At 74.7% G+C, this 23,065-nt stretch carries 18 protein-coding genes; 13 read left to right on the top strand and 5 right to left on the bottom strand.

Going from position 1 to position 23,065, the window contains the following annotated elements; genetic code table 11:
• Nucleotides 1–52: 52 nt before the first annotated feature.
• Entirely contained in the window at nucleotides 53–970 is a 918-nt protein-coding gene (locus tag JJV70_RS06940; RefSeq protein WP_219046850.1) for a DNA-3-methyladenine glycosylase, read from the top strand.
• 130 nt (nucleotides 971–1,100) lie between these two features.
• On the opposite strand, the gene JJV70_RS06935 is transcribed toward JJV70_RS06940, so the two are convergent.
• From JJV70_RS06935 to JJV70_RS06925, 3 genes are read right to left on the bottom strand one after another with little or no spacing between them, the layout of a single operon-like run.
• The gene (locus JJV70_RS06935) at nucleotides 1,101–2,444 is read right to left on the bottom strand and encodes a coenzyme F420-0:L-glutamate ligase (RefSeq protein WP_219046849.1); all 1,344 of its coding nucleotides are present in this window, start codon (nucleotides 2,442–2,444) and stop codon (nucleotides 1,101–1,103) included.
• Nucleotides 2,441–3,397 (bottom strand): 2-phospho-L-lactate transferase, encoded by a 957-nt coding sequence (gene cofD / locus JJV70_RS06930; protein ID WP_219046848.1) that lies wholly within the window; start codon nucleotides 3,395–3,397, stop codon nucleotides 2,441–2,443. The genes JJV70_RS06935 and cofD overlap by 4 nt, the downstream gene beginning before the upstream one ends.
• A 42-nt stretch (nucleotides 3,398–3,439) precedes the next feature.
• Nucleotides 3,440–3,982: a cysteine dioxygenase family protein gene (locus tag JJV70_RS06925; RefSeq protein WP_219046847.1), complete on the bottom strand. Its 543-nt coding sequence runs from the start codon at nucleotides 3,980–3,982 to the stop codon at nucleotides 3,440–3,442.
• Nucleotides 3,983–4,642: 660 nt separating this feature from the next.
• On the opposite strand from JJV70_RS06925, the gene JJV70_RS06920 reads away from it, so the two are divergent.
• The 3 genes from JJV70_RS06920 to JJV70_RS06910 all read left to right on the top strand — a co-directional run bounded on the left by JJV70_RS06920 (nucleotide 4,643) and on the right by JJV70_RS06910 (nucleotide 10,615).
• Complete coding sequence (locus JJV70_RS06920; protein ID WP_219046846.1) at nucleotides 4,643–4,906, top strand: WhiB family transcriptional regulator; 264 nt, start codon at nucleotides 4,643–4,645, stop codon at nucleotides 4,904–4,906.
• A 328-nt stretch (nucleotides 4,907–5,234) separates the two neighbouring features.
• Nucleotides 5,235–9,041 (top strand): glycosyltransferase, encoded by a 3,807-nt coding sequence (locus JJV70_RS06915; protein ID WP_308294713.1) that lies wholly within the window; start codon nucleotides 5,235–5,237, stop codon nucleotides 9,039–9,041.
• Nucleotides 9,038–10,615, top strand: coding sequence for a DUF5719 family protein (locus JJV70_RS06910; RefSeq protein ID WP_308294712.1), 1,578 nt, complete (start codon nucleotides 9,038–9,040; stop codon nucleotides 10,613–10,615). The genes JJV70_RS06915 and JJV70_RS06910 overlap by 4 nt, the downstream gene beginning before the upstream one ends.
• Nucleotides 10,616–10,714: 99 nt before the next feature.
• On the opposite strand, the gene JJV70_RS06905 is transcribed toward JJV70_RS06910, so the two are convergent.
• Nucleotides 10,715–11,170: a metallopeptidase family protein gene (locus tag JJV70_RS06905; RefSeq protein ID WP_219046845.1), complete on the bottom strand. Its 456-nt coding sequence runs from the start codon at nucleotides 11,168–11,170 to the stop codon at nucleotides 10,715–10,717.
• A 305-nt stretch (nucleotides 11,171–11,475) separates the two neighbouring features.
• Between JJV70_RS06905 and JJV70_RS06900 the strand changes: the two genes are divergently transcribed.
• The 8 genes from JJV70_RS06900 (at nucleotide 11,476) to JJV70_RS06865 (ending at nucleotide 20,676) form a co-directional block, all read left to right on the top strand.
• Nucleotides 11,476–11,856, top strand: coding sequence for a DUF3499 domain-containing protein (locus JJV70_RS06900; RefSeq protein WP_219046954.1), 381 nt, complete (start codon nucleotides 11,476–11,478; stop codon nucleotides 11,854–11,856).
• Nucleotides 11,857–12,063: 207 nt separating this feature from the next.
• A complete protein-coding gene (locus JJV70_RS06895; RefSeq protein WP_219046844.1) occupies nucleotides 12,064–13,887 on the top strand; it encodes a glycoside hydrolase family 15 protein in 1,824 nt (607 codons plus the stop codon).
• 130 nt (nucleotides 13,888–14,017) lie between these two features.
• Nucleotides 14,018–15,376, top strand: coding sequence for a phosphomannomutase/phosphoglucomutase (locus JJV70_RS06890; RefSeq protein ID WP_219046843.1), 1,359 nt, complete (start codon nucleotides 14,018–14,020; stop codon nucleotides 15,374–15,376).
• A 141-nt stretch (nucleotides 15,377–15,517) separates the two neighbouring features.
• Nucleotides 15,518–15,700: a Trm112 family protein gene (locus JJV70_RS06885; RefSeq protein WP_219046842.1), complete on the top strand. Its 183-nt coding sequence runs from the start codon at nucleotides 15,518–15,520 to the stop codon at nucleotides 15,698–15,700.
• 15 nt (nucleotides 15,701–15,715) lie between these two features.
• On the top strand, nucleotides 15,716–16,924 hold the full coding sequence (locus tag JJV70_RS06880) for an SIS domain-containing protein (RefSeq protein ID WP_219046841.1): 1,209 nt from the start codon (nucleotides 15,716–15,718) through the stop codon (nucleotides 16,922–16,924).
• 87 nt (nucleotides 16,925–17,011) lie between these two features.
• On the top strand, nucleotides 17,012–18,244 hold the full coding sequence (gene manA, locus JJV70_RS06875) for a mannose-6-phosphate isomerase, class I (protein WP_219046840.1): 1,233 nt from the start codon (nucleotides 17,012–17,014) through the stop codon (nucleotides 18,242–18,244).
• Between the two features lie 244 nt (nucleotides 18,245–18,488).
• A complete protein-coding gene (gene ahcY / locus JJV70_RS06870) occupies nucleotides 18,489–19,919 on the top strand; it encodes an adenosylhomocysteinase (protein WP_219046839.1) in 1,431 nt (476 codons plus the stop codon).
• A gap of 142 nt (nucleotides 19,920–20,061) precedes the next feature.
• Nucleotides 20,062–20,676, top strand: coding sequence for a hypothetical protein (locus tag JJV70_RS06865; protein WP_219046838.1), 615 nt, complete (start codon nucleotides 20,062–20,064; stop codon nucleotides 20,674–20,676).
• Between the two features lie 91 nt (nucleotides 20,677–20,767).
• On the opposite strand, the gene JJV70_RS06860 is transcribed toward JJV70_RS06865, so the two are convergent.
• Nucleotides 20,768–21,700 carry an RDD family protein gene (locus tag JJV70_RS06860; protein WP_219046837.1) on the bottom strand — a complete coding sequence of 311 codons (933 nt, stop codon included), beginning with the start codon at nucleotides 21,698–21,700 and terminating at the stop codon, nucleotides 20,768–20,770.
• An 86-nt stretch (nucleotides 21,701–21,786) separates the two neighbouring features.
• On the opposite strand from JJV70_RS06860, the gene JJV70_RS06855 reads away from it, so the two are divergent.
• On the top strand, nucleotides 21,787–22,794 hold the full coding sequence (locus JJV70_RS06855) for a stage II sporulation protein M (RefSeq protein ID WP_219046836.1): 1,008 nt from the start codon (nucleotides 21,787–21,789) through the stop codon (nucleotides 22,792–22,794).
• The last annotated feature ends 271 nt before the right edge of the window (nucleotides 22,795–23,065 follow it).

The raw sequence follows: 23,065 nt of genomic DNA, 5'->3' as shown, positions 1-23,065 counted from the left end.
GCTTGCGGGGAAGCACCGTGCTGCTTCACCGCGAACCCCTAACCTGTTCCGCGTGTCCCTCACCCGCACCTGGGTCCCGCCCGGCCCGTACGACCTGTGCCGCAGCCTGAGCGTGCTGCGGCGCGGCCCGTACGACCCGGCGTGCCGCATCGGCTCCGGCACGGTGTGGCGGGCGAGCCGGACGCCGCAGGGCCCGGTTACCCTGCGCCTGCGCCAGCGGCCCGACGGCGTGCGCGCGGACGCCTGGGGGCCGGGCGCACCGTGGGCGCTGGAGGGGCTGCCCGCGCTGCTCGGGGCGGGGGACCGGCCGGAGGAGTTCACCGCCCACCACCGCCTCACCCGCGAGGCGCACCGGCGCAACCCGGGGCTGCGGCTGCCCCGCACCGGCCTGGTCCTGGAGTCGCTGATCCCGGCCATCCTGGAGCAGAAGGTCACCGCGAACGAGGCGTACCGCGCCTGGGGCCGCCTGCTGCGCCGCTTCGGCGAGGCGGCGCCGGGACCGCCCGCCGAGGGCAGGCCGGAGGGGCTGTACGCCATGCCGGAGCCGCGCGGCTGGGCGCTCGTCCCGTCCTGGGAGTGGCACCGGGCCGGGGTGGACGCCAAGCGGTCGGCGACGGTCCTGCGGGCCGTGCGCGTCGCCCGGCGGCTGGAGGAAGCCACCGCGCTGGAGCTGCCGGACGCGCTCGCCCGGCTGCGACGTGTCCCCGGCATCGGCCCGTGGACGGCCGCCGAGACGCTGCAACGGGCCATGGGTCACCCGGACGCGATCACCGTGGGCGACCTGCACCTGCCGCGTCAGGTCGGTTACGCGCTCACCGGCCGCCGGGACACCGACGACGCGGGCATGCTCGCCCTCCTCGCCCCCTACACCGGGCAGCGCCACCGCGCGGCGCGGCTCATCCTGGCGGCTGGCCCGGCCATGCCGCGCCGCGCGCCGCGCATGTACGACCAGGACATCGCCCTGCTGTGACCCCGCACGTGTGGCCCGCACGGTGTGGCCCGTCCGGGTCCGTTCGCGGCCGTGCGCACGCGGCCCGCCACGCGCCGCGCGGGTGGCGGCGGGCCGTCCCGGTCTCACCACCCGCCCCGGGGGCGCGCCCTTACCGCACGACGGTGAAGTCCGCCGCCGGGCGGGGTGGGCGCGGCCGGGGCGGGGCGGCGGCCCGGCCCACCGCGACGGCGCCCATCGGGTCCCACGTGGCGGGCAGGTCCAGCACCTGACGCACCACCTCGCGGCAGAACATCGTCGAGGACACCCAGGCCGAGCCCAGCCCCTCACCGGCCAGCGCGACCAGGAGGTTCTGCACCCCGGCGCCCGCCGCCACCACGAACATCTCCCGCTCGGCCGCCGCCCGCCGCGCGTCCGGGTAGGCGTGCGCGCCGTCCGCGACGAGGCAGGGCACCACCAGGTAGGGCGCCCGCCGCAGCACGTCACCGCGCCGCACCCGTCGCGCGATCGACTCCTCGCTCCGGCCGTCCGCCCGCAGGTCCGCCACCCAGGCGTCCCGCATCGCGTCCAGCAGCCGCTCCCGCACCCCCGGGCTCTCCAGCAGCACGAACCGCCACGGCGTGGTGTGGTGCGGCGCGGGCGCGGTGACGGCGAGGTCCACCGCGCGCCGCACGGCCGCGCCGTCCACCGGCTCGCCGGTGAACTCGCGCACGGTGCGGCGCAGCGACACCGCCTCGCGCACGGCCTCGGAGGTGCCGAGCCGGAACATGTCCTCGCCCGCGTCCCGCACGAGCGCGGCGGCCCCGGTGCCGTCGTCCGGCGCGTCCAGGATCTCGCCGAGCACGTGCTGTGGCAGGCCGCGCACGACGGCGACGGGCAGCCCGTCCGCCTTGCCCTTCACCAGTTCACCCGCCCCGGCCAGCTCGTCGGCCACGGCGGTGACCGTGACGCCGAGCGGGTTGCCGTGGCGGTCGGTGCCGCCGCGCAGGTCGCTCAGCACGCGCAGCCCGGCCGCGCCGATCGCCACGTCGGTCTGGCCGACGCGCCAGGGCCGGCCGAAGGTGTCGGTGACGACGACGCCGACCTCCACGCCCAGCAGCTCCCGCACCCCGTCCCGGATGCGGCGGGCGGAGGCGTCCGGGTCCTGGGGCAGCAGCAGCACGGTGCCCGCCGGGGTGTTGGACGCGTCCACCCCCGCGGCGGCCATGACGAACCCGTGGCGGCTCTCCACGATCCGCGCCGGACCGCGCCGGGCCACCACGCGCACCGTCTCCGCGTCGATCGCCGCCTGACGGTCCGCCGCCTGGACCACGCGGCCCTCGGACTTGCTGACGATCTTGGAGGTGACGACGAGCACGTCTCCGTGGGCCAGGCCCGGCAGCCCGTCGGCGGTGGCGGCGTCGGCGATGAGCTGCACCAGGTCGTCGCCCGCCCGCACCTCCGGCATGCCGGGCAGCGCCCACACCCGGTAGGCGGGCGGCGCGTCCGGGGTCACGGCCGCACCTCTTCGGCGAGCGTGAGCGCCGCGCGGGCCATGGCGGCGGTGGTGTCGGCGTCCGACATCAGCAGCGGCACGGCCCGGCAGCGGATACCGGCGGCCTCCACCCCGGGCACCGTGCCGGCGTCGGCGGTATCGACCAGCCAGCCGTCCAGCAGGCCCGAGCCGTAGTGCGCGGCGACGGCGGCGGCCGTGGCCTCCACGCCGATCGCGGCCAGCACCTTGTCGGCCATGCCGCGCACCGGCGCACCGCCGATGAGGGGGGAGAGGCCGACGACCGGCACCCCGGCCCCGGCGATCGCTTCCCTGATCCCCGGCACGGCCAGGATCGTCCCGACGCTGACCACCGGGTTGGACGGCGGGAAGAGCACGACGTCGGCCTGGGCGATGGCGTCCAGCACGCCGGGCGCGGGCTTGGCCTGCTCGGCGCCCACCGGCACCACCGCGTGCGCGTCCACCGCCGCGCGCATGCCCACCCAGTACTCCTGGAAGTGCACCGCCTTGCGGCCCTCGGCGGTGTCCACGACGACGTGTGTCTCCACCCGGTCGTCGGTCATCGGCAGCAGCCGCACCCCCGGCTGCCAGCGTGTGCACAGTGCCTCGGTGACGGCGCTGAGCGGATAGCCCGCGCCGAGCATCTGGGTGCGCACGATGTGCGTGGCGAAGTCCCGGTCGCCCAGGCCGAACCACTCGGGGCCGACGCCGTAGGCCGCCAGCTCCTCCTTGACCGTGAACGTCTCCTCCGCCCGGCCCCAGCCCTGCTCCTCGTGGATGCCGCCGCCGAGCGTGTACATCACGGTGTCCAGGTCCGGGCACACCTTCAGCCCGAACAGGTGGATGTCGTCACCGGTGTTGCCGATGACGGTGATCTCCGCGTCGGGCGCGGCCTGCTTGAGGCCGCGCAGGAACCGGGCGCCGCCGATGCCTCCGGCCAGAACCACAATGCGCATGCCGCACAGTGTGTCAGCCCCGGGCAGGCCCGCACTGTCCGGTCAGCCGACGGTGTGGGCCTGCCCGGCGTGCGGCCCGGTCTCCCGCTCCGCGTGCCGTGCGGCGTCCCGGGCGAGCGGCGTGCACTGCGGGGCGTGCATCGGCATCTGGGTCAGTCCCGGGAAGTAGACGTGCAGGCTGACGGCGGGTTCCAGCGCGTCGTTGACCACCTCGTGCACGTACCCGGGGGCGAAGACCCGCTGGGCTCCGGTGCCCAGGGTGCGCGTCACGGGGCCCGCGTGCTCGGTCAGCTCACCGTCCAGCACGGTGAGGACGCCGCTGGAGGGGCCGTGGTCGTGCAGTCCGCTGCCCTGCCCCGGCACCCAGCTCAGCAGCCACACCTCGTAGCCGGGGCCGGTGCGCAGGCGGTGGTACCAGCGGGTGGTGGCGTCGTAGCGGACCAGGGGCGCCCAGCTCGCGCGGTCGGCGGCGAGGGCGTGGGCGAGCCCGGCGAACCCGGCGACGGTGCTGGGGTGGGCGGAGACGGGCGGCAGCCGGTGGGCCAGGGCGAGCGGGTCACCGGCGATCTCGACGTCGCTGTTCACGTGCGGGATTCCTGTTCGTGGCGGGGGCTGGAACTGAAGCGGAGGACGGAGGGAGACGCGCCTCAACGACAACAGCGACAGCGGCCCCGGGCAGCACCGAGCGACCCGCGAACGCGGGTCTGGACGCGAGCGGGGCTCGCCGGGGTGCTCACCGGCAGGACCGACAGCCCCGACAACACCGACGGCACCGACAGGAAGGCCATGGGAGCAAGGAGAGCGGGTGCCGCGCCACGCTGTCAACCGCTTGCGGGGTTTGGGCGATGGAAGTCACTCCATCCAGTGAGCCGCGCTGCCGAAAGGTTTGTGCGCCGGTTGCGGGGATACATGCGCTGCATCCGCGTACACGGACGCCGTTGCGCTTCCGTGACCTGTTGGTGATCCCGGTCGCTTCGGAGCGCGGTGCGGAACGTTCGTGGCGCCACCGGGAGTCTCACCCATGACGGCACCGGTAGCCCGCGAAGCCGAGATCGCCGCTGTCATAGTTTGTGGTGATTTCAACACTTTCTGTGGCGCCTTGGTTCCGCAGAGTGAATAACGGGCGCTCTAGCAGAACCCGGCTTGACTGCCCCGGATCGGCGCACTTGTAATTTCACTCGTGTCGTTCACGCGGGTTCATCACAACGGCATCACGGGGACGTAAAGACGACGAGGGGCGCACACATGACCGAGCCGTTCCAGCAGTTGCTGGTACTAGAAGCGGACGAGGAGCTCGGCTGGCAGGAGCGCGCCTTGTGCGCGCAGACGGATCCGGAATCCTTCTTTCCGGAGAAAGGCGGCTCCACCCGCGAGGCGAAGAAGGTCTGCCTCGCCTGCGAGGTCCGCTCCGAATGCCTGGAGTACGCCCTTGCCAACGACGAACGCTTCGGCATCTGGGGCGGTCTGTCCGAACGCGAACGCCGCCGCCTGAAGAAGGCCGCGATCTGACGATCTGACGATCTGCCCCACCCGCCTGCCCGCCCCACGGCGGTGACGCCATGGCCCGCCATAGGGGCGCTCCCCAGCCGCCTGGCGGGGGAGCGTGGGGGCAGGGCCGCAGACCCTGGCCCCCGCCGGGGAAGCCGGGAACGGAGACGCGGGTGCGGCTCGCCCACCTCGCCCCTGGCCCCCGCAGGGGAGCCGGGCAACCGCGCGGGGCCACCCTCCCGGGGGTCAACCCCCGCCGCACAGCCGACCGCACGCGAACGGCCTACTAGGGTGGGGCCGTCCACGACGCCACCGCGCGTCGATCCACCCACCCATCCGGGGCCACAGCGTGCACAGCCAGTCGGCGGCCCAGTACGAGCAGCAGGCCGCGCCCGAGTTCCCCCAGCACGTCGTGACGGCCGTGCTGGTTTCCCACGACGGTGAGCGCTGGCTCCCGGACGCGCTGGCCGGCCTCCTCGGCCAGACCCGGCCCGTGCAGGACACCGTCGCCGCCGACACCGGCAGCGCCGACGCCTCCGCCCAGCTCGTCGGCGACGCCATCGGCCACGACCGCGTGCTGCACCTGGCCCGGCGCACCGGCTTCGGCGCCGCCGTGGGCGAGGCGGCCCGCAGCGCGCCCCCGCTCACCCCGGACGACCTGCCCTACCTCAAGCGCCCCAGTGCCTGGGACCCGGTCGGCCGCAGGTGGCGCATGGACACCTACGACCTGCCCGAGTTCCCGCACGGCGAACCCGTGCACTGGCTGTGGCTGCTGCACGACGACTGCGCGCCTGAGCCCGACGCCCTGCTGGAGTTGCTGCGCGTCGCGGACTCCAGCCCGTCGGCCGCCGTCGTAGGACCCAAGCTGCGCAGCTGGTACAACCAGCGTCAACTACTGGAAGTGGGCGTGTCCATCGCGTCCAGCGGCCGCCGCTGGACGGGGCTGGACCGGCGCGAGCAGGACCAGGGCCAGCACGACCAGGTGCGGCAGGTGCTGTCCGTCTCCACCGCGGGCATGCTGATCCGCCGCGACGTCTTCGAGCAGCTCGGCGGCTTCGACCGGCGCCTGCCCCTGATGCGTGACGACGTGGACCTGTGCTGGCGCGCGCAGGCGGCCGGGCACCAGGTGCTGGCCGCCCCGCAGGCCGTGTTGCGGCACGCCGAGGCGGCCTCCCGGGAGCGGCGGCCCATCGACTGCGCGGGCCGGAGCGTGGCCGGTGCGCACCGGGTGGACAAGTCCGGCGCCGTCTACACGCTGCTGGCCAACACCCCGGGGCGCGCGCTGCCGTGGGTTTTGCTGCGGCTCGTGCTCGGCACCCTGGTGCGCACCCTGGCGTACGTCATCGGCAAGGTGCCGGGACAGGCGCTGGACGAGATCACCGGCCTGTCCCGGGTGCTGCTGCGCCCCAGCTTCGTCCTCGCCGCCCGGCGCAGACGCCGTACGCCGCCCGCCGCACGTGCTTCCGGACGCCCTGTCGAACACCGCGAACTGCGCCCGCTGTTCCCGCCGCCCGGAGCGACCGTGCGCGCCACCGTCGAGCAGGCCGCGGCGAGCATCAGCCGCCGTACCGAGCCCGAGACCGCACCCGCCGGGCGGCACGGCGGGGCGGTGGAGAGCGGGCCGGGAGCGGAAGACGCCGACTTCCTGGATATCGAGCAGTTCGCCCGGCTCAAGCGCGTCGCCCGCAAGCCGGGACCGGTGCTGTTCGCCCTGCTGCTGCTCGTTTCGCTCATCGCCTGCCGCGCGCTGCTGGGCGGCGGCGCGCTGGCCGGGGGCGCCCTGCTGCCCGCGCCGGGCGGCGCCGCCGAGCTGTGGTCCCGCTACGCCGACGCCTGGCACCCCGTCGGCGTCGGAGCCGCCGAGTGGGCACCGCCCTACCTCGCGCTGCTCGCCGGGCTGGCGACCCTGCTGCTGGGCAGCACCGGGCTCACGATGACACTGCTGCTGGTGTGCTCGGTGCCGCTGGCCGGGATCTCCGCCTACTTCGCCTCCCGCGCCCTGGTCGGCTCCCGGCTGCTGCGCGCCTGGGGTGCCGTCGCCTACGCCTTCCTGCCGGCCGCCACCGGCGCGCTCGCCACCGGGCGGATCGGCACCGCCGTGCTGGCCGTGCTGCTGCCGCCGCTGGCGCGCACCGCCGTCGCCGCCTTCGGCCCCGCCCGCTCCGGCCCCGCCCGCCCTGGCTGGCGCGCGCTGTGGGCGTGCGCGCTGCTGCTCACCCTGGCCACGGCGTTCACCCCCGTCGTGTGGCCCGTCGCCCTCGTGCTGACCCTGGCCGCGCTGGCGGTACGGCTGCGCGGCGGCTCCGGCGGCTCCGGCGGCTCCGGTGGCCCCGGCGGCTCCGGCGGCGTCCGGGGGCACGCCGTCCGCGCGCTGCTCCTGCTGGCCACGCCCCTGGTGCTCCTCGCCCCCTGGTCGCTGACGCTGCTGACCTCCCCGTCCGCCTTCCTCGACGAGGCCGGGCTCCCCTACGACGGCCACGCCGCCACCCCCCTCGGCCTGCTCGCGCTCAACCCCGGCGGCCCCGGCACCCACGGCGGACTGCTGCTGCTGGGCCTGCTGGGCGCGGCGCTCGCCGCACTGCTGCGCGCCGAGCGGCGTCCGGCGATCCTCACCGCGTGGGCGGCGGCGCTGACCGGGCTGGTGTTCGCGGTGCTGTCGGCCGGGTCCACCTGGGCCGGGCCTGCCACCCTCGTCTACGGCCTCGCGCTCATCGGTGCCGCCGTGCTGGGCGCGGAGGGGGCGCGTGGCCGGGTGGCGGCACAGTCCTTCGGGTGGCGGCAGCCGGTGGCCGTGCTGGTCGCCGCGCTGGCCGCGCTGGCGCCCGCCGTGAGCGCGGTGAGCTGGATGCTGGCCGGTGCCGACGGGCCGCTGGAGCGCCGCGACCCGGTGCGGGTGCCCGCGTTCGTCGCCGAGGAGAGCGACACCGTGGACCGTCCCCGCACGCTCGTCCTCGACAGCGGTGAGGGGCAGGCCGTGCGCTACACCCTCGTCCGTGGCTCCGGCGTGCGGCTCGGGGACGGCGACATCGCGCGCGCCGCCGGAACGTCCGCACGGCTGGATGAGCTCGTGGCGAACCTCGTCGCGGGCTCCGGCGCCGACCAGCGCGAGGAGCTGGGCGGCTTCGGCATCCGGTACGTCCTCGTTCGCGGCGGCGAGTCGCGCGAGATGGTGGACGTCCTCAACGCCACGCCGGACCTGGAACGGCTCAGCGAGCAGGACGGCGGCCAGCTGTGGCGGGTGGGCGACGGCTCGGGTGCCCCCATCGCCCGCGTCACGGTCGTGGCGGCGGGCGCGGAGCCGGTCGCCGTCCCGGCCGGACCCGTGGACGTCCGCGCCGAGCTCCCCGCCGGGCCCGAGGGCCGCGTGCTGCGCCTCGCCGACGCCGCCGACCCCGGCTGGCAGGCGACGCAGGATGGCCGCTCGCTGACCCCGGTCACGGTGGACGGCTGGGCGCAGGGCTTCGAACTCGGTCCGCAGGCCGGGCCGGTGACGGTCACCTACGAGACGCCGCTGAGCCGCACGGTGTGGGTGTGGGGGCAGGGCCTCCTGCTGCTCGTCGTGCTGGTGCTGGCCCTGCCGGGACGGCGCACGCACGTGGACGACGACCTGCCGGACGCGGCCACCGCGACCGTGCCCGCCCAGGCCGCCGAGGGGGACGGCCGCCGCGCCCGCCGCCTGCGCGCCGCCGCCGAGCAGTCCGCCCCGGCCGCCGAGCCCGTCACGCCCGCTGAACCGCCCGCTGCGGCGCCGCCGCCCGCTTCCGGCCAGCCGCCCGCGCCGGACGGGGAGCCCCAGGGCGCCCCCTACATCCCGCGGCAGCAGCCCCACGACGACTGGAGCGGATACTCCCAGCCCGGCCCGTACGACCTGCAGCCGTCGTACCCCGAGGGCCAGCCGTACGGCCACCAGCAGCAGTACGACGCCAACCCTCAGTACTACGCCACCTCCCAGCCGTACGAGCCCGGTCAGCAGTACGCCACCTCCCAGCCGTATGACCACCGCCAGCCCTACGACCCGGCCCCCCAGCCGTACGGCGATCAGCGGCGGTACGGCGGCACCCCCCAGCACAACGACTCCACCCAGCCGTACGACCACCGCCAGCCCTACGACGACGGCTACGGCACCCAGGACGACGACCACCGGAGCCAGCAGTGAGCCTCACCCGACCCGCGCTCGCCCTGGCTGCCGTGGTCACCGCGCTGGCGGCCGTCACCGGTGTCGCCGCCGTCACCACCCCGGCCGGTCAGTCCGCGCCCCAGGCCACCGAGGCCGAGCGCCGCCCGGTGCAGCGCGCGACACTGGTCTGCCCGCAGCCGCCCACCTCCGACCTGGGCACCACCGAGTACACCGCCCACACCCCGCCCAGCGACGGCACGGGGGACGAGGGCAGCGCGGGTCTGCTGCCCGCCTCCTCCACGCTGGACAACGGCGGGCAGGACAAGCGCCCCGAGGACGCCGAGCGGCAGGTGGCACTCAAGCAACCGGGCACCCCGGTCACGTACCCGGCCGAGGGCCAGCTCACGGCCCTGACCGGGACCGCCACCGGCGCCCTCGCTCCCGGCTGGACGGTGCAGCAGACCACCACGGTCACCGGCGGCGACGGGCGCGGCCTGTACGGCGCGCGCTGCACGGCTCCGGACACCGGCTTCTGGTTCGCGGGCGCCAGCACCGCCGAGGAGCGGCACGACTCCGTGCACCTCACCAACCCCGACGACACCTCGGCCACCGTTGACCTCCAGCTCTACGGCCCCGACGGCCGCGTCGAGACCGAAAGCGGCTCGGGCATCAACATCCCCGCGCACTCCACCGTCCCGGTGCTGCTGTCCACCCTCACGCCGGAGCCGGTCACCGACGCCACCCTCCACGTCGCCGTGCGCACCGGCCGCGTCGGTGCCCAGGTGCAGGCGCTGGACGAGAAGCTTGGCGGCGACTGGATCGCACCGGCCGCGCGGGCCAGCGAACGCATCGTCATCCCCGGCATCCCGGCCGACGCGACCGGGGTGCGGCTCACCGCCTTCGCCCCGGGCGAGGAGGACGCCGAACTGGCCGTGCGGCTCGCTGGTCCGGACAGCTCCTTCACCCCGGCCGGGCAGGAGACGTTGCACGTCAAGAGCGGTATGACCACCGCCGTGGACCTGGGTGACCTCACCCGGGGCGAGCCCGCCTCGCTCGTCCTCACCCCGGTGCGGGACTCCGCCGACGGCCCGGTCATCGCCGCCGTCCGCGTCCTGCGCGGCGAGAACGCCTCGGACGGCGAGGACGGCGACGGCGCTTCGGACGGCGGTGACGGTGCGGACAGCGGGAAGGGGGCCCGGGAGCTCGCCTTCATCCCCGCGACCCCGCCCGTCGAACGCCGCACGACCGCCACGGGCAGCCCGGCCGCCCCCAAGGGCGGCGAAGGCAGCACCCTGTACCTCACCGCGCCCGGCGAGGCGGCGGAGGTCAGGGTCACCGCGTCGCCGGGCAGCGAGGGCGGCGAGGCGGTGTCCAAGGCGTACACCCTGAAGAAGGGCACGACCACAGCCGTGGACGACCTGCTCCCCGACGCGGGGCAGGGCCGCTACGCGCTGACCGTGGAGAAGGTCTCCGGCGGCCCGGTGCACGCGGCCCGCATGCTGGAGCGGGTCGAGGACGACGTGCCGATGTTCACCGTCCAGGCACTGACGGACGACGGTGGCACGGTCACCGTCCCGCCCGCCGTCCAGGACCTCTCGCTGCTCACGGAGTAACCGGCCGTGAGCCGGAGCCAGGGCCGTCCACCGCCGTGCCCGCGCGGGCGGCGTGGGACCGAGCAGCCGCGCCCGGCCAGGTCAGCCCCGCGTGCCGGATCAGTCCAGCCCGTACCGTGGGTCGATCGACTCCGGGGTCTGCCCCAGCAGCTCCGCCACCTGCTCCACGACGACCTCGTGCACCAGCAGCGCCCGCTCGTCCCGCGTCTTGCTGCGCAGTTCCACCGGACGCCGGTAGACGATCACCTGGTCGGGCCGGTCACCGCGCGCGGGCACCAGGCGGCCCAGGGGCACCGGCGCGCCCAGCCCGTCCCACTCGGCCCCGTCCTCGTCCGGCAGCGGCACCTCCCGCACGCCGAACGCCACCGACGCCAGTTGCGGCCACGCCCGTTCCAGCCGCTCGGCCGATTCGCGCACCAGGTCGTCGAAGGACGCGGCCCGGCTGACCGCCAAGGGGACCTGGGGCGGCGCGACCGGGCCGCGCATGCCGCGCCCGTGGCGGTCTCGGTGCCGCGGCCGGTCCGGCGACCGGCGCGGCGATACGGCGTCGCTCATCACCCCCGAGCGTATCGGGGCCCGGTGCCGCTGTCGCCGAGTGACCGGACCGGTGGCGTTTGCGCGCGTTAGCCGACCTGCCCCGACCGCCCGCTGGGCACCCTTGTCACCGTCCGCCCCGTTGCCTGACCACCAGCGATCACCCGGCGACCGCCGCGCAGTGACGATTCTGCGCCCCTGTGGCCCCTTGCCCAGCTCAGCCCACCCGGGGCTCCTCCACACTTTCCGGGCGAAGCAGGACGACACGGCCGGGTGACGCCGGGGAGAGTCGTCGCAGCCCCTCGGCTCGTGCGGTACCGTCCAACATCGTGAGCCCTGTACGTCGCTGTTCGCGCACCGCCTGCGGCCGCCCGGCCGTCGCGACGCTGACGTACGTCTACGCGGACTCCACCGCGGTCCTCGGCCCACTGGCCACCCACGCCGAACCCCACTGCTACGACCTGTGCTCCGACCACTCCGAGCGCCTGACCGCCCCGCGCGGCTGGGAGGTCGTCCGCCTGGCCGTGCCGCCCGGCCCCGCGCGCCACAGCGGGGATGACCTGGAGGCCCTGGCCGACGCCGTTCGTGAGGCCGCCCGCACCCCCCGCGCCCCCGAGCGGGCCGATCCGCCCGCCCGCAGCCCGGAGACCGACCCCATGGAGGTGGCCCGCCGTGGCCACCTCCGCGTCCTGCGCTCCCCGGACTGACCGGCCGATCCCGCCAGCTGGCCCGGCCAGCCCGCCAGCCCGCCAGCCCGGCGCCCCGGGCCGGATGCGGACAGCGGCGGAAGGTGTTTCGCTGGACACGCGGCCCGCCCCCGCGCGAGGAGCGCGCCGCAGGAGGCTTGGGAGCCGGGCGGCTGCGGAGAGGTCCCCCGCGCCCGCAGGCAGACGCTTCCGCGGACGGTGAGGTGTATGGCGCACACCCCGATCGAGGACTACGGCCTGCTGTCCGATCGCCACAGCGCGGCGCTGGTCAGCCGGGGCGGAGCCGTTGACTGGCTGTGTTTCCCCCGGTTCGACAGCCCCGCCGTGTTCACGGCGCTGCTGGACGAGGGGGCGGGCAGCTGGTCGGTGCGCCCCACGGCACGGGCCCGGACCTCCCGCCGCTACGTGGACGGCACGATGGTGCTGCGCACGGAATTCCGCACCGCCACCGGCGTCCTGGCGCTCACCGACGCGCTCGCCGTCGGCGCCTGCGACGACCCGCACCGGCTGGGGGCCTCCGCCCCGCACCTGCTGGTGAGGCACGTGGTCTGCGCCGAAGGCTCGGTGGAGGTGGCGGTGGACTTCCGGCCGCGCCCCGAGTACGGCCTGGTGGTGCCCCAGCTGAGAGCGTGCGAGGGCGGCGTCGTGGCCCGTGGCGGGCCCGTCACCCTGGCGCTGTCCAGCCCGGTACGGCTGGCCACCGGACCGGACGCGGCGACCGGCACCACCCTCCTGCACGAGGGCGACGAACTGCACTTCGCCCTGCATTGGGGACCACTCTCCGGCCCCGCACCCCGCGTCTTCACCGCCCCCGAGATCGCCGACCACCTCGCCCAGACCATCACCGCGTGGCAGGAGTGGTCGCGGCTGCACCAGAACTACGACGGCCCCTGGCCCGAACTCGTGCACCACTCGGGCCGCGTCCTGCAAGCCCTGTCGTACCAGCCGACCGGAGCGGTCATCGCCGCCGCCACCACCTCGCTGCCCGAGGAGCTCGGCGGCGAACGGAACTGGGACTACCGCTACGCCTGGGTGCGCGACGCCGCCTTCGCCATGGACGCGCTGTGGGTCGCCGCCTGCCCGGACGAGGCCGACGAGTTCTTCTCCTTCATGACCGCCGCGTCCGCCACCACCTGGACCCGCTCCCGGCTCCAGATCATGTACGGCATCGGCGGCGAACACGACCTGACCGAGCGGGAGCTGTCGCACCTGGCGGGCTGGGGCGGCAGCCGCCCGGTGCGCATCGGCAACGGTGCCTGGGACCAGCCGCAACTGGACGTGTACGGCGAACTCCTGGCCACCGCCGTCCGGTTCGAGGACCAGCTGGACGCCGCTGGCCCGGAGCTGCCCGCCTTCCTCGCGGGACTGGCCGACGCCGCCGCCCAGGTGTGGACCGAGCCGGACCACGGCATCTGGGAGATCCGGGGCGAGCCGCGCCACTTCCTGTACTCCAAGCTGATGTGCTGGGTGGCCCTGGACCGGGCGCTGCGCCTGGCCGACCGCATCGACGCCGCCGGCCGGGCCGCCGCGTGGCGCCGGGCGCGCGCGGAGATCCGGGCGGCGATCCTGGAGCGCGGGTGGCACGAGGAGACCGGCGCCTTCACCCAGTCCTTCGGCGACACCGCCCTGGACGCCTCCGCCCTGATGCTGCCGATCACGGGCTTCCTGCCCGCCGACGACGCACGCGTGCTGTCCACCCTCGACGCCATCACCCGGGACCTGACCGACGGCCACGGCCTGGTCCACCGCTACCGCACCGACTCCGGCGTCGATGGGCTGGCCGGGCAGGAGGGCAGCTTTCTGCTGTGCACGTTCTGGCTCGCCCACGCCCAGGCCCTGGCCGGGCGGCTGGACGACGCGCGCGCCACCTTCGAACGCGCCGCCGCGCAAGCCAGCGACCTGGGCCTGCTCGCCGAGCAAACCGACCCGGCCTCGGGCCGGTTGCTGGGCAACTTCCCCCAGGCGTTCAGCCACATCGGTCTGGTCAACGCGGCCTGGGCCATCGCGCAGGCCGGAACCCGGCAGCCGTAGCGACCGCCCCACCCGGTGTCCGGCCCATCAGCCCCACCGCACCGCTGCGGGGGAGGCCCGGTCCCACCGCCGCCGCACGCGCGATAGGTTGGGGCCGCCACCGACCGCCACGCCGCCGAAGGGGAACCCCGTGCCCGACCTGTCGCAGATCGTCAAGGCCTACGACGTCCGCGGAACCGTCCCCGACCAGCTGGACGAGCCGCTCGTGGAACTCTTCGGCGCCGCGTTCGCCGAGATCACCGGCCGCACGCCGCTCGTCGTCGGCCACGACATGCGCCCCTCCAGCCCGGCGCTGGCCACGGCGTTCGCCCGGGGCGCGGCCTCGCGCGGGGCGGACGTGACGCTGATCGGCCTGTGCTCCACGGACCAGCTCTACTTCGCCAGCGGCCACCTCGACCGCCCCGGCGCGATGTTCACCGCCAGCCACAACCCGGCCCAGTACAACGGCATCAAGCTGTGCCGGGCGGGGGCCGCCCCAGTCGGCCAGGACAGCGGGCTGGCCGAGATCCGCGCGCTGGTGGAGGAGTGGCAGGCCACCGGGCTGCCGCAGACCGCCGCCGAGCCCGGCACCGTCACCGAACAGGACCTGCTCACCGCCTACGCCGAGCACCTGCGCACCCTGGTGGACCTGTCCGCGATCCGCCCGCTGAAGGTCGTGGTGGACGCGGGCAACGGCATGGGCGGCCACACCGTGCCCAGCGTCCTCGACGGGCTGCCGATCGAGCTGGACGCGCTGTACTTCGAACTGGACGGCACCTTCCCGAACCACGAGGCCAACCCGCTGGATCCGGCCAACCTCGTGGACCTCCAGGCCCGCGTCCGCGCCACCGGCGCCGACCTCGGCCTGGCCTTCGACGGCGACGCCGACCGCTGCTTCGTGGTGGACGAGCGGGGCGAGCCCATCTCGCCGTCCGCGATCACCGCGCTGGTCGCCAGCCGCGAACTGGCCAAGCACGGTGGGGGCACGGTGATCCACAACTGCATCACCTCCTGGTCGGTGCCGGAGGTCGTCAAGGAAGCGGGCGGCACCCCGGTGCGCACCCGCGTCGGTCACTCCTTCATCAAGGAGGAGATGGCCAAGGCGGGCGCGATCTTCGGCGGGGAACACTCCGCGCACTACTACTTCCGCGACTTCTGGAACGCCGACACCGGCATGCTGGCCGCCCTGCACGTGCTGGCCGCGCTCGGTGAGCAGCCCGGCCCGCTGTCCCAGCTGGTGGCCGCCTACGACCGCTACGCCGCCTCCGGCGAGATCAACAGCCGGGTGGCGGACCAGGCGGACCGGGCCGCCGCCGTCGAAGCCGCCTACGCGGGCCGGGACGACGTCACCCTGGACCACCTGGACGGCCTGACCGTCACCGCGCCCGACTGGTGGTTCAACCTGCGCGCGTCCAACACCGAACCGCTGCTGCGCCTGAACGTCGAGGCCCGCGACGCCGACACCTGCGCCCGCGTCCGTGACGAGGTGCTGGCCCTCGTCCGCGCCTGAGCCCGGCGGCCCGCCGCGACGCGCCGCGCCCCGGCCCGGGCACGCGGCCCCGCCTGGCCCCGCCCACGGCCGCCAGCGCAGGCGAACGGCAGGTCACCGGCGGTAGGCTGACCCCAGCCGTAACCAAGCTGGAGGGACGTCATGCCGCTCGAAGCCGGTCTCCTGGAGATCCTCGCCTGCCCGGCGTGCCACGCCCCGCTGCGGGAGGAGACGTCCGCCGAGGGCACCGAACTGGTCTGCGCCAGCGAGAGCTGTGGCCTGGCCTACCCCGTGCGGGACGGCATCCCCGTCCTCCTGGTTGACGAGGCCCGCCGCCCCGCCTGACGGAGGGCGCACCCCATGCTGGACGAGTCGCTGCTCGACGACGCCGACGCGCTGGCCCGCGCCGACCACCACGCGCTGCTGCGCGGCACCGCCGAGGCGGGCGCCCGCGTCCGCACCGCCGCCCGGCTCGCCACCGAGGCGGGCCTGACCGCGCTGCGCCCCGACGGCAGGCCGCGCGGCCTGCTGGTCGCCGGGCCCGGGCCGGTCGCCGGATGCGCCGCGGACCTGCTGGCCGCTTTCAGCCACGGCGTCGTCCCCGTCGCCCTGCTGCGACCGACCGGGGCGAGCGGCGCCCCGCCCGCCCTGCGCTGGGCGCTGCCGGGCTGGGCAGGGCCGCTGGACCTGCTGCTCGTCGTCACCCCGGACGGCACCGAGGCCGGGCTCACCGCCCTGGTCGAGCAGGCGTACCGGCGCGGCTGCACCGTCGTCGCCGTCAGCCCGGCCGGTGCCCCGCTCGCGGAGACGGTCAGCGGCACCCACGGCCTGACGGTGCCCATCGCCCAGGGCGCCACCCCGCCCGGTTCGGCCGCCGAAGCCGGACCCGGCGCCGTCACCGACGAGGCCGTCGGGCTCCTTGGCCCCGCCGCCCGTCCCGTCGTCCCCGGCACCCTGTGGGCGCTGCTCACCCCGCTGCTCGTCCTCGCCGACCGCCTGGACCTCGCCGACGTCCCGCCGGAGGCGATCGAGGCCCTGGCCACCCGGCTCGACGACATCGCCGGACGCTGTGGCCCGGCCGTCCCCACCTACGCCAACCCGGCCAAGACACTCGCCGTCGAACTGGCCGAGGCGCTGCCCCTGCTGTGGAGCGAAGGCCCGATCGCCCACGCCGCCGCCCGCCACTTCACCACCGTGCTGGCCGCCGTGCCCGGCCGCCCCGCCGTCGCCGCCGAACTCCCCGAAGCGCTCACCGTGCACGGGGCCCTGCTCGCCGGTGCCTTCGCCGCCACAGCGAGCGAGCCCGACGACTTCTTCCGCGACCGCGTGGAGGAGCCCGAACCCCTGCGCGCCCGCGTCCTCCTCCTGCGCGATGCCACCTTCACCGGGGCTGCCGGGGCCGCCGGGGATTCGGCCGCACCCGCCGCGCGCGAGCTGGCGTACGCGCACGACACCGGGCTCAGCGAGCTGGAACCCGCCGAGGGCAGCAGCCCCGTGCAGGCCGCCGCCGACCTGCTGGCCACCACCGATTTCGCGGCGGTTTACCTCGCGCTCACCGCCGACGCGTAAGTCTGGCCCGTCGCCCACGGCCAGCCGTCCGGATACGCTGCGGACCTCCCGGTCGGGGCCCGTTCGACACTCGCGGAGGAACGCCCCATGGACCGTCTCACCAACACCGTGCGCCCCTACGCCTGGGGCTCGCTGACGGCCCTGCCCGAACTGCTGGGCGTCGAACCCACCGGCCAGCCGCAGGCCGAACTGTGGATGGGTGCCCACCCCGGCGCACCCTCCCGCATCGACCGCGGGGCCGGGCCGCAGCCCCTGTCCGACGTCATCGCCGCCGACCCGGTGGGCGAACTGGGCGCCGCCTGCGTCGAAGCGTTCGGGCCCCGGCTGCCGTTCCTGTTCAAGGTGCTGGCCGCCGCCGTACCGCTCTCGCTCCAGGTCCACCCCGACCGCGAGCAGGCCGCCGCGGGCTACGCCGCCGAAGAGGCCGCGGGCCTCCCCGCCGACGCGCCGCACCGCAACTACAAGGACGCCCACCACAAGCCCGAGCTGCTGTGCGCCCTCACCCCGTTCGAGGGCCTGTGCGGCTTCCGCCGCGCCGACGAGGCCGCCGAACTCCTCGCCGCCCTCGACATCGACGCCCTCAAGCCCTACGCCGACCTGCTGCACGCCCATCCCGAGGACGCCGCACTGCGCGAGCTGCTGACCGCCGTGCTGTCCGCCGACCGCGCCGAGATCGCGCCCGCCGTCACCGAGGCCGTCACCGCCGCCGAACGCCTCGCCTCCGCCGGCGGGCCGCACGCCGCCGCCTACGCGGCCTGCGCCGCCGCCGCACACCACCACCCCGGCGACCCCGGCTTCCTCGCCGCCCTGCTCCTGCACCACGTCCGGCTCCAGCCCGGTGAGGCCCTGTACCTGGACGCGGGCGTGCCGCACGCCTACCTCAGCGGGCTCGGCGTCGAGCTGATGGCCAACTCCGACAACGTGCTGCGCTGCGGCTTCACCCCCAAACACGTGGACGTGCCCGAACTGCTGCGTATCGTCCGCTTCGCACCCCGCGACCTTGAGGTGCTGCGCCCTGAGGACGACGGCACCGGCGACGAGGTGTACGACACACCGGCCGACGAGTTCCGCCTCTCCCGGCACGTCCTCCCCGCCGGCGCCGCTCCCCGCTCCCTGACCGCACCGGCCGCGCAGATCCTGCTGTGCACCGCCGGCTCCGTCACGCTGCGGGACGCCGACGCGCGCGAACTGACGCTGGGGCGCGGCCAGTCCGCCTACGTCCGCGCGGGTTTGACCGTGCACGCGGCAGGCGACGGTACCCTCTTCCGCGCCACCGTGGCCGTCACCCCCGCCCCCGGGACCGTTCGGCCGACGGGGTGAACGGTGTAGATTCGTTACCGCACAGACGTCGCTGCTGATGGCGGTCGGGCGTCCCGCAGAGCGGGGCGGCCGAGGGAGAGAGGGCCTCCGACGGACTGCGCTGCGGCCAGGGACCTGTGGTCCGTAGGGTGCACCCCACAGGCGCGTACGCGCCGGTGCGGAGGGCACCTGTGTACGCGTACCCTGCCCGCTGCCGCAGACGAGTCAGCCCGTACCTCGACCGACACCCGAGGAGCAGCCCACCATGACGACGCCCGAGACCGCGCAGGACTTCAAGGTCGCCGACCTGTCCCTGGCCGAGTTCGGCCGACGCGAGATCGCCCTGGCCGAGCACGAGATGCCGGGTCTGATGGCCATCCGCGCGGAGTACGCCGACGCCCAGCCGCTGGCGGGCGCCCGGATCACCGGCTCGCTGCACATGACGGTGCAGACGGCGGTGCTGATCGAGACGCTGGTGGCGCTGGGCGCGCGGGTGCGCTGGGCGTCCTGCAACATCTTCTCCACCCAGGACCACGCCGCCGCCGCGATCGCCGCCGCCGGCATTCCCGTCTTCGCCTGGAAGGGCGAGACGCTGGAAGAGTACTGGTGGTGCACCGAGCAGGCGCTGACCTGGCCGGACGCCGAGACCGGCGGCCCGAACATGATCCTCGACGACGGCGGCGACGCCACGCTGCTGGTGCACAAGGGGGTCGAGTACGAGAAGGCCGGTCAGGTCCCGCCGGTCGAGAGCGCCGAGAACGACGAGCACCGGGTCATCCTGGAGTTGCTGCACCGCACGCTCGCGCAGAACCCGCAGAAGTGGACGCAGCTGGCCTCCGAGATCCGCGGTGTGACGGAGGAGACCACCACCGGCGTGCACCGGCTGTACGAGATGTACCGGGACGGCACCCTCCTGTTCCCCGCGATCAACGTCAACGACGCCGTGACGAAGTCGAAGTTCGACAACAAGTACGGCTGCCGCCACTCGCTGATCGACGGCATCAACCGGGCCACGGACGTGCTGATCGGCGGCAAGGTAGCCGTGGTGTGCGGCTACGGCGACGTGGGCAAGGGCTGCGCGGAGTCGCTGCGCGGGCAGGGCGCCCGCGTCATCGTCACCGAGATCGACCCGATCTGCGCGCTGCAGGCGGCGATGGACGGCTATCAGGTCGCCCGCCTGGAGGACTTCGTCGAAACGGCTGACATCTTCATCACCACCACGGGCAACAAGGACATCATCCTCGCCTCCGACATGGCGCGGATGAAGCACCAGGCGATCGTGGGCAACATCGGCCACTTCGACAACGAGATCGACATGGCCGGGCTGGCGAAGCTGCCGGGGATCGTGCGCGAGGAGGTCAAGCCGCAGGTCCACACCTGGACCTTCGACGACGGCAAGAAGATCATCGTGCTGTCCGAGGGGCGGCTGCTGAACCTGGGCAACGCCACCGGACACCCCTCGTTCGTGATGTCCAACTCCTTCGCGAACCAGACGATCGCGCAGATCGAGCTGTACACCAAGACCGAGGCGTACCCGACCGGCGTGTACGTGCTGCCCAAGCAGCTGGACGAGAAGGTCGCCCGCCTCCACCTCGACGCCCTCGGCGCCCGCCTGACCGAGCTGCGCCCGGACCAGGCCGCCTACATCGGCGTCCCCGTCGAAGGCCCGTACAAGCCCGACCACTACCGCTACTGATCCCAGCCGATCCGGTGCGGGTCCCGGGACCCGCACGGGAAACCCGCACCTGATCTCCCGCTGATCAGCGCACCGCAGTCGGCCTCCGGCCCCCGCCGCCCGCGCCCCGGGCGACGGGGGCCCGCCGTATCGAGGACCCACCATGCCCCGCGGCCGCTACTCGCTCTTCGATCCCCACGACCACACCCCTCTCGGCGACGAACACTTCCAGTGCGCTACCGGCCCCTCCGGCTGGCGCTACGTCTCCCAGCTCACCTCCCCCTCCGGAGCCCCCGCGGGCTCCGTCGATCTGACGCTGGACACCCTCGGCCGCCCCCTGCGTCTCCAGCTCGCCGCCGCCCACTGGCAGATCCGCGGCGCCGCCGTGGACGGCCTCACCTGGGTCCGCAGCGATCCCGGCGGCGACCACGCCCAGGAAGGCAACGCCGCCGCACACGCCTTCACCGGTGTCTCCCCGGCCTTCCTCGTCGCCACCGCCCGGCTCCTGCGCCCAGCCCGGGGCGCCGCACCCACCCGCGTCCGCCTCGTCACTTTCGCCCCTCCCGTACTCGCCCCGCGTACCGTCGATCAGGCCTGGTCACTGGTGAGCAGCGAAGCACACGCCACTGACAGTGCCCCCCTGATCGCGGACGAGTACCAGGTCAGCGACCTGCAAACCGGTGAGCAGCACACCGTGCACCTCGCGGGCGATGTCGTCCTCGCCGCTCCCGGTGTGGAACTGGAGGACCTGGAGTCGCCGCCCTCCCAGTTCGACTGACCCGCTGATCCCGCGCGTCTTCCCGCGCGCCCCACCCAAGGCCGTCGGTCCCGCCGCGAGCGCTCAGCCCGCGCCGCGCGGACCGGTCCGCTCACGCGGGCGGTACGAACCCCGCACCGCCGCCCTTCCGCTGGGGGACCGGCGGCGCCGCAGGCGCAGGCTGGGGTGCTGACTGAGCAGGGCCGGGCGTGGACGGGGACAGCTCCGGCGCCCTCCCCGCCGCCGGTGACGTGACGGTCCCCGCACCGGGCACGGGCACCGGCCCCTGCGCGCTCGCCCCCGGGAGCCGCCGTGCTTCCCGGACCTGCCGCTCGGCCAGCACTCCCATCAGGTAGCCGAGCGCGGGCACGCCTTGCGGTGGTGCCGTTCCCGTCAGCGCGACCACGTCGCCCGCCAGTCGCTCGGCCATGGCCGCCCCCGCCTGCGGATCGAAGTGCCCCGCCCGCGCTACGTACTGCCGCACCGTCAGCCACAGCCCGTCCGGCACCCGGGACAGATCCAGCTCGGCGAAGTACCCGGCCAGCCACGGAGGTGGCGGCATCACGGGGGGAGCCTGCTGTGGCACGGGTACGCGTTCGCGGACGACGAGCGTCCCGGCGAAGACGTCGCCCAGCCGTCGGCCCCGCGCTGAGACCAGCGAGGCCACGCACGCCACCATGCCCAGCGTCATCAGGACTTCCACGAACCCCAGCAGCCCGCGCACCAGCGCGTGCCGGAACCGGATGGGTCCGCCGTCCACCCGCACCACGCGCAGTCCGCACGCCAGCTTCCCCAGCGAGCGCCCGTGCGACAGCGTCTCGACCAGCACCGGGACGCCCACGAGCACCAGCAACCCCAACGCCACGACCACGGCCGCGAGCGCCGCCTGGTCCAGCGAGCCGACGGCCGTCAGCATCCAGAAGGAGAGCAGGAGGTAGACGGCGAACAGCACCACCAGATCGATGCCGACGGCCAGCGCCCGGCTCGGCAGCCGGGCGGGCCGCAGCCCGAGCACCACCGCATCCCCCGTCACCAGTTCGCTCACCGTTACGTCCCCTCTCCAGTCATATGAACAGTGTGCCGACCGGCCCGGGCGCCCCGCCACGCCGGTGTCTCTGCGAAGCTCTCCTCATGGACCTCGACGTCTTCGTCACCACGCACCGGGCCGAATGGGACCGGCTGCAGGAGCTGCTGCGCCGCAGGCGCCCGCGCACCGGCGCCGAGGCGGATGAACTCGTCACCCTCTACCAGCGCACCGCGACCCACCTGTCCCAGCTCCAGGCCAGCGCCCCCGACCCGGTGCTCACCGCGCGCCTGACCACACTCGTCGCCCGCGCCCGCAGCGCCGTCACCAGCCCACGCCGCTCCTCCTGGCGCGACGCGGGCCACTTCCTCACCGCCGGTTTCCCCGCCGCCGTCTACCGCACCCTGCACTGGTGGGCCCCAGCCGCGGTGTTGTCCCTGCTGCTGGCCGCCGTGATCGGCTGGTGGATCGCGCAGAATCCCGACGTGCAGGCGGTCATCGGCGCGCCCGAGGAGCTGCGGGAGATGACCCGGCCCGGCGGCGAGTACGAGTCGTACTACTCCAGCAACCCCGCCGCGTCCTTCGCCGCCCAGGTGTGGACGAACAACGCCCGCGCCGTCGCCATCTGCCTCGCCTTCGGCGCCCTCCTGGGCATCCCGGTGCTCTGGGTCCTGTTGCTGAACATGGCCAACCTGGGCGTTGGCATCGGTCTGATGGCCGCAGCGGGACGCCTCGACGTGTTCCTGGGCCTGGTGATCCCCCACGGACTGCTGGAGCTGACGGCCGTCTTCGTCGCCGCGGGAACGGGACTGCGGCTCGGCTGGACGGTCATCGACCCCGGCCCGCGCAGCCGTCGGGACGCCCTTGCCGCCGAGGGACGCGCCGCGATCGGCATGGCCATCGGGCTGGCCGTCATCCTGTTCGTCTCGGGCGTGATCGAGGGCTTCGTCACGCCCTCCGGCCTGCCCACGTGGGCCCGCATCGCCATCGGCGTCCTGGCCGAGGCCGCCTTCCTCGCGTACGTGCTGATCCTTGGCCGACGCGCGGCCCGCGCGGGCGAGACGGGCGACATCGACGCCGCCGACCGGGCCGCTTCCGTCCCCACCGCGGCATGACACCGGCCGGATGTGCACCGGACGCCGGTCTGCTGCTATGGTCATCTCCGCCCACGGGGAACCCTTGACGGAGCCCTCGCGGGGAGGTAGATTTGAACGGTTGCCTGAAAGCCGATAGGCTGAGGTGAGCGGGAAAAATCTTCCGCTGAGCAAGACCTACTCCGAATTCCACTCAGGATCAGCCGATGTGATCGGCGAAAATGATTCTGATAGTGTCGGAGACACCGAAGGGAAGCGCCCGGAGGATCGCCTGGAAGGGTGTCCGAAGGAA

The sequence above is a fragment of the Streptomyces sp. JJ66 genome, assembly GCF_019303495.1.
In the GTDB taxonomy this organism is placed as follows: domain Bacteria; phylum Actinomycetota; class Actinomycetes; order Streptomycetales; family Streptomycetaceae; genus Streptomyces.
Note: the sequence above shows the minus strand (reverse complement) of the source record. Positions and strands in the feature narration are given on the sequence as shown.